This is a genomic window from Thermanaerothrix solaris, assembly GCF_032334255.1.
Classification (GTDB): domain Bacteria; phylum Chloroflexota; class Anaerolineae; order Anaerolineales; family Anaerolineaceae; genus Thermanaerothrix; species Thermanaerothrix solaris.
Window position 1 is genome coordinate 588841 of sequence record NZ_JAUHMF010000001.1, and the last position, 13086, is coordinate 601926.

The following is a 13086-nucleotide window of genomic DNA, read 5'->3' on the forward strand; positions in this document are numbered from 1 at the left end:
GTTTAGTTTCCGCCGGGGCTTTATCTTTCTTCGAACGCTCTACAGTTTATGGAGATAGTACTATAAAGACCCCAAATTCGGGCAGTGTTACCGGACGAAGCGGTTCCGGCCAACCAATTGGCTTTGCCACACTCCAGTTGATCAACGGTAAAGCAATTGCCTGCCCCTGATAAAACCCGCTAATCTTCTCCCCAAAGTTCTGGGCATTGTGAATTTCGTATCGGTCCCCAATTGAATATCCTAATGTTTTCAAATCAACGAGAATCTGGTCTTGTTTAGCCCAGTTATACACGATAATATGCCCTCGCTTCGCCTCATAGCGGTTAGGACGGATAAAGACTTGGGTTGTGGAGGGGAGGGTCGTGAAAAACGAACTACGAGAATCAAAACCAGTTTGAGAGCGCCATTGATCCCAATTACGCCCTTGTCCGTTAATTAGGAAGGGTGTTCCATTAGCAAAGAAATACTGGTTGTCATCCCAGGTGCCGGAGGACTGTACCAAATTCACCAGGGGCGCATTCTGTCCTACCAGGAAATTATGATCAAGAGTCACCCCCTGCCATGCCTTAACCTCTAGGGCATAGTCCCCACGGTTAAACAAGTAAGCGTTTTGCACCCGCACATTCTGATTCTGGGTATCTACGCTAAAGCCCAGGGCAACGGTTTCATTATAGGTAAACTGATTTGTCAGGATAACGTTCCGCGTAGGTTGCCTTCCTCCAACCAGGAACGTGCCATTAAAGGTCACATTGCCATCGAAGTTGAAACTAACCAAAGGGAATTCATTCTCGCGATAAACATGCAAATTGTAACCACTAAAGTTATTGAAGATGATGTTATCTTCGATCCACTTGCTCCCTTGCTGATTCTGGGCGTAAATACCATGTCCATGCCCTCGATCTGGGCCCTTCCAGCCGTTGTTGTAAATAAGGTTGCCATAAATGACTACGTCTGGGGCGCGATCATCCGCATAAACCCCTTCTGCGGCATCATGCATAATGTTATTGATGATTTTGACATTGGTGGCATAAACACTAAAGGCATCTTCGCGATAGATGTCATTCGGAAACGACCCGCTGGATTGTGAAGTGCGATTAGGGTCGGTATTGATAACTTCCAGCCCCCAAAAAATCACATTAGGTTTGTAAATTTTAATGCTCCCGTTGATAATGGGCTGTTCGCCAGGATAGGCGCGTACTACAATAGGGCGATCCACCGTTCCTTGTAAGTGGCTGTTAAAGTAGGTGAGTCCGCCTCCCCCGTAAGTACCTCCACGTACCCAGATCACATCCCCGGGCTGAAAGAATCCTGTCTTGGCTTTGTCCTCAATCGCATAGGCAAGGTTAAAAGGCCGTTCCATACTTCCATCGCCGTTATTCGTGCCATTGGGGGACGCAAAAAAAGCCCGTCCTCCGCCAATAGGTGGTAAGGTAGGTGCCCGCGTAATAACTGGCAGAAAAACCTGTGTCGTGGCACTAGCCTCAATCGTAGTATCGGGCGTGGACATAGGGGAAACCGAACCGACGACTACTTCACTAACTTGTGGCGCTGGACCTTCTGTGACCTGCGGAACCGGGCTTTGCGATTGAGTTTTTCCTACAATATCCGGGGCAAACACAGAGCAACCCACCAATAAAATAGCCAACCCAAGATATACTTGGCGGAGGCGTTTGAGTTTGCGAATTTTAAAGGACATGTGTCTTCTCCTGTTCGGCACCGGCTTATTACCAATAACTCTGAGTGTAAACGCACGGTTGCCAATAGTGATTCGGGACTGGCTTGGAATTGGGCAGGTACTCACCTGCTCTCAACTAATGACTCATAGGTCACTAATGGTTTACAGTATAACCCTAATAAATGGTTTATACAACCATTGAAGATCAAATAATGCCTAAAGGCGATTTTTACCCTTGCAAGTAGTCTGTGGTATAAATTTCGCAGATAACATCACGAGGAAACAAATATGAATCGTTCGCTACGCGATCTCATGGATTTTCCTACCATTTTTCGCCTTCGCGTCATCGGCTACAATCAAGATGACTTTGCTACCTACATCATGGTCAGGGTACGACGGTTCGCACCTGACATCAACGAAGATAATATCAATGCGCGGTTGAGCAATGGAGGAAAGTATTGCGCTGTTACGGTATCGTTTGTCGCTGAATCGGAAGAACAACTCTATGCGATTTACGCTGACCTGAGTCAGGATCAACGTGTACTGTTCTTACTCTAGGAATCTTACCTGCGTGATAAGCGAGATCTCAGATTGGCGGTTTTAGCGTGCTTTAATCGGGGTTTGTAGAGAGAGGGCAAACTCTGTTCTGGATCGCACAAACCAAGTGCAGAGCCCCTTAAGATGATCTCCGCCAAGGTATGGCAATTCAGACGCTGTTTTAGCGCTCGAACATGAGCGGCCACCGTGCTTTGAGATATCCCTAGCCGTCGCGCAATGATCTTGAGGCTGAGACCTTCCGCCAATCCCTGTAAGACCAAACGCTGCCTTTCTGAGAGTTGAACGTGAGGCATGGATTGATAAGCGTCTTCAGATTCAACCAACGCCAACGGATATACTACCACCAGATGACCTAACAAAACCCCACGTAAAGGCTTTTGAAGGGCTTGAACTTCAGGTGAAAGCAAGGCAAAAATTGCTGCCGGCGGCCGCCAGTCGCCGCCATTCACCGCCAGAAGCAAATCCGATGGATTTAACGCCACATCAAAGGTAAATATAGCATTTTCATGAGCTAACCAAAGCACACGGGTCATAGGCCAACCCCAGAAAATAGAACCAATGTTCTATTCCCATTATAACAGAAAACATCACCCTGCGCGATCTGAGTTAGAGCCTGTGAAATCCAAGGATGAGCGTTGAGATATCCACAAAGTTGATCTATTTCTAATATTCCTTTTCTATAATCTCCCTACAATAAGGTGGATTCTGAAAAATCTCATCTGCAAAAAAGGAGGGGAAAATGGCTCTGTTGAATCCCCAGGTCCGAGAACAAGTTCGAAATTTGCTCCTCGGGATGGAGCATCCAGTCAAATTGTTACTTTTCACCCAAGGCGAAGGTGGCGCCATCGAATGCGATTTTTGTGCTGAAACCCGCCAACTCGCCGAGGAAATCACTGCCCTGTCTGACAAACTTACATTGGAGATCTATGATTTCGTGCGCGACAAAGCCCTGGCCGATGCCTTGAAAGTGGACAAGATACCAGCCTTGATCCTTCAATCGGATGGGCAACAGCCTCAAGACCATGGCATTCGTTTCTTTGGCATCCCTTCAGGGTATGAATTTGGCACCTTGATTGAAGACATATTGATGATCAGCCGCCGCAAACCCGACCTCAGTCTGGCCACAATGCAACAGCTCGCTCGCCTCGATCGTCCCGTTCACATTCAAGTCTTCGTCACCCCCACCTGTCCATACTGCCCACGCGCGGTCATGCTGGCTCATAAACTAGCCTTCGCCAGCCCCTGGATCACCGCCGATATGGTCGAAGCCAGCGAGTTTCCTCACCTCGCCAACCGCTACCATGTTTATGGCGTACCCCGGACGGTTATTAACGACGTAATTCACATCGAAGGAGCCGTCCCCGAGGAAACCCTGATGGCTAAACTTATGCTGGTCATGGACGATCAGGTCATGGAAGAACTTAAACGTTCTTGGAGCCGCAGTCAACTCTAAGAGTTTTCCTAAACAACCAAAAAGCAAGGGTTTTCCGGGCCTCTGGAAACCCTTGCTTTTTAACCTATCCCCATTGACAAACCCCTAAGAGGGGATATATGATATATTATTGATATAATTTATCGTATTTAGAGGTGTATTATGAGCGAAAATCGCTATGCTCATCCTGAGTATTTGGTCGAAACCGCCTGGGTTGCAGAGCACCTTAATGATCCTTCAATTCGCCTCGTAGAGTCCAACGAAGATCCCCTACTTTATGAAACCGGTCACATTCCTGGCGCCGTCAAAGTGGACTGGTTCACAACCTTACAACACCCTCTCCGCCGGGATTTTATTGATCAGTCTGAATTTGAAGCGTTATGCTCAAGATTAGGGATTAGCAACGATACCACCGTCGTCTTCTATGGCGATAAACATAACTGGTTTGCCTGTTACGCCTTCTGGCTTTTTGCCTATTACGGTCACGAACGCCTAAAAATTATGAATGGCGGACGAGCAAAGTGGGTTGCCGAAGGTCGCCCACTGACCAAGGACATTCCTACCTATCCCCCGACTCAATATCAGGCAAAGGCTCCTGATGCTTCTATTCGCGCTTTCCGCGATGAGGTTTTTCGTCACATGGAACAAAAACTTCCCTTGATTGACGTGCGATCTCCGCAGGAATATTCGGGTGAACTGCTGCATATGCCGGGCTATCCCCAAGAAGGTGCTCAACGCGGCGGACACATTCCAGGTGCGGTGAACATCCCTTGGGCTCAGGCTGTCAACACTGAAAACAGCACCTTCAAATCCCCGGACGAATTGCGCGCCCTATTTCAAAGCCGTGGCATCACCCCGGATAAGGAAATCATTGCTTATTGTCGCATTGGTGAACGATCTTCGCTTACCTGGTTCGTTCTCAAGTACTTGTTGGGCTACCCTAAGGTCAAAAATTATGATGGTTCCTGGACGGAATGGGGTAATCTGGTCAACGCACCGATCGAGAAATGAGGTATGGACCGATCTACTTTACTACCGCCTCGTTTAGCTGAAATCCTGGATGATTTCGCACTCAGCGATCGCCAGGAGAAGATGGAATTACTCCTTGAATTTTCTGCCAGCCTTCTACCCGTCCCGGAAGGGCTGGCTGAACCTATCAGCCAGCCCGAATCCGTCCCCGAATGCATGACGCCAGTAACGGTTTATATGCACACCCAGCAGGGACGTTTGCGGTTTTATTTTGATATACCGCCGGAAGCCCCCACCATTCGCGGTTACGCTGCGATCCTCCAACAAGGGCTATGGGATACTCCACCTGAAGGCGTGCTCCGTATCCCCGACGACTTTTATCTGGGCTTGGGATTGCATTATATTTTGACCCCTCAAAGGCTAAATGGACTAATTGCCATAATGGCCCATATAAAACGATTGGCGTCTCATGCTCTTACCTCATCATCCTAAATCCACCCAACGAATTTGTAAACTTTCCTCCCCTTCATACCTGCTATAATGCAAATAAATGCTAAGGAGGCTTTCTCATGAAAAAAGCGCATAGGGTCTTGTGGCCCTTACTGTGCCTTATACTCATTTTGAGCCTAACCCTTTATCCCGCCCCCCTAACTGCCACTGCCGCCACCTCAACGCCCCCATCAACCTCACCATCCTATCCGCTTGGTCCCAACCTTTCTCAATTTCCTCCGGGCTACAATCCGCTCACCGGCTTAACGGTCTCCGACCCTTCCTGGTTGGAATTACCCGCCGTACTGGTCTCTCTTTCTAATTTTCCCCCAAGTGTTCGTCCTCAAACCGGCCTTTCATTTGCCTCCCAGGTGTATGAGATCTACATCACTGAGGGCATGACACGCTTTCTGGCTGTGTTCTACGGCGAACCGCCACAGTCATTACCCACACCCCCTGAACTTCGTCCCCGCACTGACCCCCTCCGCATAACAGGACCGGTGCTGGGTAATCGAATTTGGTGGGATCAAAATTCCGACGGCCTACAACAGCCATGGGAAGCCGGGCTGGGAGGCGTTGAAATTCACCTGCTTGACCCTCAAGGGAAAATTGTCCAGACCGCATTGAGCGATGGGAATGGTTTTTACGCATTTACACCTCCAACTGGAGCCCAATACCGCCTCCATATTCAAATCCCGAATGGTTTTTCTCTAACCCAAGCCAATGCTGGCGATGATAGCATAGACAGTGATGCTGACCCACGCACAGGTCAGACCGAACTCATCACCTTCCAACAAACGAACCTCACCCTGGATTTTGGATTGCTTTGGAATTCACCACCGTCAACCTCCGGTACCAACGCCAAGCCCGGGTTAAGTGGCATTGAACAACCCCAGGATAGTGGCTTAGCTGGCGTTCGCTCCGGACGCGAGGCCTATGTTCCCATCGCTAATACCTTTCCCAACGGTTGCTTAGTGGCAGCCAGTAAGTCGGCTGACGTTAACCTTCGTATCTGCCGCAATGTTTTTGGCACCAATCCTCAGGACATCAACAGCGCCGGTCTTTCTGTTAGCCAATTACGCACACTTGCTGAAGCGAACCGTAATCCCCAATCACCTCCCAACTATTCCGGTAATACCTTCGACCCACTACCTCCACCTGGGGGACAAGCGGCGAACCAGATTAACATCTTCTATGCCTACCTCAATCAGGCGCGTTGGATTTACGATCCAGTGGCTCAGGCTTACTGGCGCTACCAAGATTTTGGTACCGAAAGTCAGGTTGGAACGTTCGCTCCAGCCACGGATCGCCTCACCAACCGTCCTCTGCTCTTTGAGAACATTGCTATCCTCTTTGTCGAGCACACCGCCCGTCGCCCCACTATCATAGATTTGAATATGGGGCCGGGCAGCAAGGGCCGTGCCATCGTTTTCCGTAACGGCCAGGTCTATACCAACCTGATCTGGAGCATGGTAGGTGAGGATTACGAAAAGACCACCGGTCTGGCGCGACCAGTGCGCCTGCGTTATCCGGATGGACGTCCTTTCCCGCTTGCACCCGGTCAAACCTGGTTTCACATCGCCACACCCAGTTCAACCCTCCGCCAGGAAGCCCAGCCGGATACCTGGAAGTTCCGCTTCTACCCCCCTTCAGGTGCAAAATAGTCCAATCCGTTTAATCTTGCTTGAAACGCCAGCCCCAAGTAGGGTTGGCGTTTTTCTATCCCATTTTGCGAAGAAATAAATCACTCAAACTAGCGATTTACTCTCATCCTTGCCCCTTTATAAAATCGAAGAAATTCAAAACGAGAGAGATGAGTAGGATGAAACGTTGGGTTTGGATAATAGGTCTGGTCACAGTTTTTATTGTCCTAGGATTTATTTATTACTTCAAAAACACACCATCCCACCCTCTGATTCGGATCGAGGAAGCCTGGGCACGTGCTCGTGCTTTGGACACAACGCCCATGTCATCCATGGACCACGGGATGGAAATGCCCACACCCAGCCACGAGACATCGGCAGGTTCAACGACGACCAGTGCTGTTTATATGGTGATTCGCAACCTTGGACACACCCCAGATAACCTGGTTGAGGTTGTCACTGACGTGGCCAATCGGGCTGAGATTCATCAAACGGTTATGAGTGGCGACGTCATGCAAATGCAGCCGATTAATCGTCTTGAAATTCCCGCTCAGAGCGCGGTGAGATTAGCGCCAGGGGGCTATCATATTATGCTTATCGGTCTTAATCGAACCCTCAATCCAGGCGACCAAGTTAGATTAAGATTAAGGTTCGAGAAAAGCGGTGAGATCGAGGTGACGGCTATAGTGCGTTGACCCTATAAGACGAAGTCCAAACCCAAGGCTTTGATCTTCTCCTCAGTAGGCCAACCTGTAGCGCGATCCCAACCACTGGCAGCGTAGTACTCATTGAGTAGAATCTCTGTATTTGGCACATAACCCTGTTGCCCCCCTTCTGGTAACGGTTGAAGAAGCAAACGAGGTAATTTTTCGTGTTCGGGCTTTAAACCAAGGCGTAAATTGATCAGTCGCTTCATATTCCAGCCTCGCTCGCCGGCTAGAAGCATCGTATCCACATCCCAATCTACCCCCAGAGCGGCATTGAGTAATTCGCAAACGGCATGCGGTGAAACCACCGCAAAAAAGCACATGACCAGGCTGTTACAAACCGTGCGCCAATGCTGATGACGCACCACCAATGCCGCCTTTCCTTCATCCTGGAACCGCTCCGGCATAGAAATACCGATCTCCTCTAACGTTCCACCCATTTCGACCTGAAAGAAATCACTCTGGTTGTGACAAGCGCCTCGTGGCGAGGTCAGGTAGGAAAGCGTTTGACCGCTAAACGCACGTGGATCATGCATAGGCACTTCTAACCCATTAACCTCCACGGCCAATTCGGGCACCCCATAATGAGTTGCCAGAGCCCGGCTACCCAGAGCCAACAACGCTCCGAATCCTTCACGTCGTGCCATTTGATCCAAGAGTACAAAACAAGGGGTTGGATCCCCCCAATGTAATTCCAATCCCCCCGTATCCTTTTCGCTGATGATCCCCTGATCAAACAACAAATAAGCCAATGCCAGCGTATTTCCGGCCGAAATGGTATCCAAACCCAGCCGATCACACCGCTCGCCCAGTGCGGTGATTGCCGCTAGATCATCCACCAATAACTGCGACCCAAACGCACAGATAGTTTCATACTCTGGTCCCTTTACTTTCCCTTGAGTTGCATAAGGCCCCTGGGGAATCATGACCTCTCGTCCACATGAGATTACACAACCCTGACAAGCCTTTGTTCCGGTCAAGATGGTTTCTGCCATGGTCGAACCGCTGATGTTTGCTGCTCCCTCGAACGTTGCCGCCGTCCAATAACGCTGTGGCATATCCCCCATAAATTGCAAGTACTCTGCCGCGCCCGAGGTGCCCGTGGCTCTCAAGACTGCAGTGAGGTTTTGTTCCAGCAAGTCTTTATTTATTGCTACACGAAGTTTTCGATATTCATCCGCTCGCGCCAAGGGGACCTGACCAGTTCCGCGCACCGCCACGGCTTTCAGATTTTTCGATCCCATCAAGGCCCCAAGACCGGTTCGGGCTGCCAACCGTCCATGGTCGGCCAGAATCCCCGCCATCGGCACCTTGTTCTCCCCTGCCAATCCAATACATGCCACCCGAGCACGAGGTTCGCCGACTTCCTCTCTCACGATGGCTTGAGTTTGATAGGCATCCGCCCTCCCCCATAAGTGACCTGCAGGGCGTAGGAGAACTTCTCCATCGCGAATAAAGATATATACCGGCTCCTCAGCACGTCCCGTGATCCATAACACATCCACTCCTGCTTGCCGCAACTCAGGGCCAACAAAACCGCCGATATTGGACTCACCCCATAACCCAGTCTGAGGTGAACGTCCACAAATTGTAAACCGCCCAGTTGTTGGCCCTCCCGTCCCTGTCATTGGTCCGGTGATAAAAATTAGAGGGCTGTCAGGATGGAAGGGATCACGCTGAGGCTCGAGCACATCCCACATCATGCGCGCCGCCAGACTGCTTCCACCAATGAAGCCCTCAACAAAAGCACGCGGTAACGCAGAAAACTCGAACGTACCCCGCGTCAAATCCAATCTAAGCATTCGACCAAACGCCATGGTGCCTCCATTTGATTGAGGGGATTATAGAGAAATATCGCCCGAGTAAATCTGCCAAAGCAAAGTTTCCAGTTCGGATTCATCCGGAACCCTTGGACTCATGATTGTTTGGGTGTCATTCATGGTGTGATCTATCAGCACCGGCATCTCACGTACCAGGTCCCTCTGCGAAATCCCTGCCTGAGCCAGGGTGAGCGGCTGCTCAACCTGCCTCATCAGCTCAATCACAGCTTCAATCAAGCCTTTGGCAGCCACCTGTTCATTCTCGGACGGCAGTCGCAAATGATAGGCCAATTCCGCGTACCGTGTCGAGCCAGACGCCCCCTGAACACAATAGGCAATAGTGTAAGGCAATGCCAACGCCACGGCGCGACCATGAGGCAAATGGAAGATTGCCCCTAATGCATGCCCAATCCCGTGCGCTAAAGCGGCCATAGCATTACCAAAACCCAATCCAGCCAGGGTAGCAGCATAATGCATATGCGCACGGGCTTCAATATCGTCCTTTCCATAACGATAGGCTCGCGGTAAATTTTCAAACACCAACTGAGCAGCCTTCAGACACAACCCATCGGTAAAGTCATTGTGATAGGTGCTGGTGAACCCTTCGATAGCGTGTGTCAAGGCGTCTAAACCGGTATCTGCGGTTAGGCGTGGGGGCAAGTCCATTACCATGGCCGGATCAACGATTGCAATATCCGCGATAGCCTCTCGGCTACCCAATCCCAACTTGCGCCGTTCAGTTCGATTGGTCAACACGATAGCCCAAGTCACTTCCGAACCGGTGCCGCTGGTCGTAGGAACAGCCACAAAACGTGCTTTCGCCCGCAAATTGAAACGCTCGATTGGGTTTATAGCCTCCGGATCGAGATCGGGTTGAGCGTAAAGAATCCACATCGCCTTGGCGGCATCAATCACCGAACCGCCGCCTAACGCCACAATCCAATCGGGAGAATGGGTGAGTAAAAATTCAGCGCCTTCTTTGACCAGCTCAAGGCTCGGCTCAGGTTCAACCCGATCATAAAAAACCACTTCCAACCCACCCTGGCGAAGAAAATCAGCGACCTTTTCTGCATATCCTAATGCCACAAGGTGCGCATCGGTTATAAGCGCCGCGCGTCGCCCTTCCAGAGTAGCAAGATGCGAGAGCGCATCTTCACCATACACAATGAGAGGTGAAGCAAAATACCACATGACCGCCTCCAGTTGAAAAGCAGGCGTTACCTAAGAGTATGTGCAGTTCTTTCCGGAAAGGTTACACCGGGAATATGGTCGGGATGCGGGTGCACGATTCAACCAATTCCTTCGCCGCACGGACGTTTTTCATCACCATCGCCATATTCCCCTGAAGACGCAATTGCCCTGTCATCATGGCCTGCATGGGATCAAGTTGGCGTGTCATCACTTTCTTCCAGGTTTGGACAGGACCGCTCAAACGAAACGCCGGCTTGCGTGCCTCAGGGTCGGTGACCTCAAAAGCCTCGCGGCATTTGCCATGCCATAAATCCATGTAGAGGACAACGGTGTGGTCCAGACTACCTCCAGGTTCGATCACAAAATAAAAATCCCCCTCCCAATTCTTAGCCGCCTCAGCATAGGCCTGACTCTGATTAAGATCCTCCATCATGGCTTTGATCCAGGCATCACTAGGAAATGGAATGCTCATCGTTGCCTCCTGCGGATTTGAAAATGGGATCTCTGGGATTTATTATAGAGCAAAACAATCACCCCCAATAAACACAAAGAGCGCCCAAAGTGCAAAATGGACGCTCTAATTCTTTCTTAGGAAAGCCTCAGGAATGGCAAACGTTCTCGTACACGCTCCTTAACCGCTTGTGCGCTTTCCAGGCTCAAGACCTCCCGCGCCAGCTCCTGGCATTGCGTCATTGAGAGTGAGCGAATGATCTGTTTGGCCAATGGAATAGCGCTGGGATTCATGCTGAATTCATCCAAACCCAAGCCCAACAAAATCGGGATGCCAAGCGGCTCACCCGCCAGTTCTCCGCATAACCCCACCCATTTGCCATGACGGTGAGCGGCTTGGATCACCTGATCAATCAAGATCAGAACCGCTGGCGAAAAAGCACTGATCAAGTCTGACAACTGCGCATTTGCCCGATCCGCCGCCAGAGTATATTGGGTTAAATCATTCGTCCCAATTGAGAAGAAATCCACCTCACGGGCAAAGTGCTCCGCCATCACCGCCGCGGAAGGCACTTCAACCATAATACCAACCTCAATGTTATCGGCAACGGGCTTTCCCTCACGGCACAATTCTTCACGGCAGGCTTCCACAATGCGTTTGGCAGCGCGCACTTCATCCAATGTGGCGATCATCGGGAACATCAATTTTAGGTTATAACCAACACCCGCGCGCAAAGCTGCTCGGATCTGAGGATAAAAGAGCTCAGGGTGTGCCAGGCATAAACGAATCCCCCTCACCCCCAGGAAAGGATTCTGTTCCTTGGGCAATTCCATATAGGCTAATTCCTTGTCCCCGCCGATATCCAGGGTGCGCAGGACAACCGGCTGTTGCCCAAATACCTCAAGGATAGCGCGATAGGCTTGATATTGTTCTTCCTCATTTGGAAGCGTGGAACGCTCCAAATACAGAAACTCGGTGCGCAGCAACCCTACGCCTTCAGCGCCATGCTCCACGGCGGTAAATGCCCCCTGTACATTGCCAATGTTTGCCACCACTTCGACCCTATGCCCATCCACGGTAACAGCCGGCTCTTTGCAATGTGCAAACGCCTGTTCCCTTAATCGCGTCAGGGCTTCACGGCGCTGCACAAATGCCACTTTTGCCTGCTCGTCCGGCTCAACAATTAACAGTCCATCCACTCCATCTACGATGACGTGGGTACCGCTGGGGATTTGAAGCACTTCTGGCCCCGCCGCAACTACCGCCGGTAACCCCAAACTGCGCGCCAAAATTGCTGTGTGCGATGTTTCACCCCCTCCGGCGGTGCAGAACCCCAACACTAGCGACTTATCCAACCCAACCGTATCGGAAGGGCTTAAATCCTGCGCCAGGATGACCACCGGCTCGGTGAGTTGCACCGGTTCTTCGGTAATACCCTTTAAAATCCGCAGCACCCGGCGACCCACATCTCGGATGTCGGCGGCTCGGGCGCGAAAATATTCACTTTCCATTTCTTCCAGGATAGCGGCAAACCGCTCGACCGTATTCCACCATGCCGCCTCGGCGTTCAAACGCTGATCGCGGATGGCAGCCTGGGTTTCGCCCAGTAATTCCGGATCGCGCAGCATTTCCAATTGGGCTTCGAAGATGGCTGCTTGCTCTGCACCGGCCTCTCGGCGCGCTTTTTCATGCACCAGGCGTAATTGTCCCTCAGCAAGTTCTAGTGCCTGAAAGAAACGCACAAATTCCGCATCCACATCATGCACCGAATGGGTGTCCACATGCAAATCCACGCGCTGAAAGCGGTAAGCCGGCCCTATGGCAATCCCAGGCGAGGCCCCAATACCCCGGATTGTTTTCATTCAGCCCCCCCAAAATTTGACTCAATTAAATTAACTAAAGCCTGCACGGCTTCTTCGGCATCCTCACCTTCGGCTTGCAAGATCAACTCTGCCCCCTGATCTGCCCCTAACGTTAGAACACTCAAGATGCTTTTTGCATTCGCCTTACGTTCACCATGAATAGCGGTAATGGCGCTTTTAAATTTGTTAGCCGTCTGAACAAAAAGAGAAGCCGGACGTGCGTGTAAGCCCACCTTGTTTTTGATCAATACTTTTGCCTCAACCATGCATACGCCTCATCAATGGGGAT

Annotated in this window: 13 protein-coding genes; 6 read left to right on the forward strand and 7 right to left on the reverse strand. The window is 50.7% G+C overall.

Features of this window, described 5'->3' with window-relative positions:
- Positions 1-46: 46 nt before the first annotated feature.
- Positions 47-1696, reverse strand: a complete 1650-nt coding sequence (locus QYE77_RS02650; RefSeq protein ID WP_315623801.1) for a right-handed parallel beta-helix repeat-containing protein — start codon at positions 1694-1696, stop codon at positions 47-49.
- Positions 1697-1963: 267 nt separating this feature from the next.
- Here QYE77_RS02650 and QYE77_RS02655 point away from each other — a divergent pair, with 267 nt between their 5' ends.
- The gene (locus QYE77_RS02655) at positions 1964-2233 is read left to right on the forward strand and encodes a YbeD family protein (protein WP_315623802.1); all 270 of its coding nucleotides are present in this window, start codon (positions 1964-1966) and stop codon (positions 2231-2233) included.
- Positions 2234-2238: 5 nt separating this feature from the next.
- Here QYE77_RS02655 and QYE77_RS02660 read toward each other — a convergent pair whose 3' ends face one another.
- Positions 2239-2766, reverse strand: a complete 528-nt coding sequence (locus tag QYE77_RS02660; protein ID WP_315623803.1) for a helix-turn-helix transcriptional regulator — start codon at positions 2764-2766, stop codon at positions 2239-2241.
- Positions 2767-2972: 206 nt separating this feature from the next.
- On the opposite strand from QYE77_RS02660, the gene pdo reads away from it, so the two are divergent.
- The 5 genes from pdo to QYE77_RS02685 all read left to right on the forward strand — a co-directional run bounded on the left by pdo (position 2973) and on the right by QYE77_RS02685 (position 7461).
- Positions 2973-3686, forward strand: coding sequence for a protein disulfide oxidoreductase (gene pdo / locus QYE77_RS02665; protein WP_315623804.1), 714 nt, complete (start codon positions 2973-2975; stop codon positions 3684-3686).
- A gap of 141 nt (positions 3687-3827) precedes the next feature.
- Positions 3828-4676, forward strand: coding sequence for a sulfurtransferase (locus QYE77_RS02670; protein ID WP_315623805.1), 849 nt, complete (start codon positions 3828-3830; stop codon positions 4674-4676).
- Between the two features lie 3 nt (positions 4677-4679).
- Positions 4680-5126, forward strand: a complete 447-nt coding sequence (locus tag QYE77_RS02675) for a SufE family protein (protein ID WP_315623806.1) — start codon at positions 4680-4682, stop codon at positions 5124-5126.
- A 77-nt stretch (positions 5127-5203) separates the two neighbouring features.
- Entirely contained in the window at positions 5204-6787 is a 1584-nt protein-coding gene (locus QYE77_RS02680) for an SdrD B-like domain-containing protein (RefSeq protein WP_315623807.1), read from the forward strand.
- 158 nt (positions 6788-6945) lie between these two features.
- A complete protein-coding gene (locus QYE77_RS02685; protein WP_315623808.1) occupies positions 6946-7461 on the forward strand; it encodes a copper chaperone PCu(A)C in 516 nt (171 codons plus the stop codon).
- Positions 7462-7463: 2 nt separating this feature from the next.
- Here QYE77_RS02685 and QYE77_RS02690 read toward each other — a convergent pair whose 3' ends face one another.
- From QYE77_RS02690 to QYE77_RS02710, 5 genes are all read right to left on the reverse strand, one after another.
- Positions 7464-9290, reverse strand: a complete 1827-nt coding sequence (locus QYE77_RS02690) for an aldehyde ferredoxin oxidoreductase family protein (protein WP_315623809.1) — start codon at positions 9288-9290, stop codon at positions 7464-7466.
- A 24-nt stretch (positions 9291-9314) separates the two neighbouring features.
- Positions 9315-10484: an iron-containing alcohol dehydrogenase gene (locus tag QYE77_RS02695; RefSeq protein WP_315623810.1), complete on the reverse strand. Its 1170-nt coding sequence runs from the start codon at positions 10482-10484 to the stop codon at positions 9315-9317.
- Between the two features lie 61 nt (positions 10485-10545).
- The gene (locus QYE77_RS02700) at positions 10546-10956 is read right to left on the reverse strand and encodes an SCP2 sterol-binding domain-containing protein (RefSeq protein WP_315623811.1); all 411 of its coding nucleotides are present in this window, start codon (positions 10954-10956) and stop codon (positions 10546-10548) included.
- A 116-nt stretch (positions 10957-11072) separates the two neighbouring features.
- Positions 11073-12797, reverse strand: coding sequence for a phosphoenolpyruvate--protein phosphotransferase (gene ptsP, locus QYE77_RS02705; protein WP_315623812.1), 1725 nt, complete (start codon positions 12795-12797; stop codon positions 11073-11075).
- On the reverse strand, positions 12794-13063 hold the full coding sequence (locus QYE77_RS02710; RefSeq protein ID WP_315623813.1) for an HPr family phosphocarrier protein: 270 nt from the start codon (positions 13061-13063) through the stop codon (positions 12794-12796). The genes ptsP and QYE77_RS02710 overlap by 4 nt, the downstream gene beginning before the upstream one ends.
- Between the last annotated feature and the right edge of the window lie 23 nt (positions 13064-13086).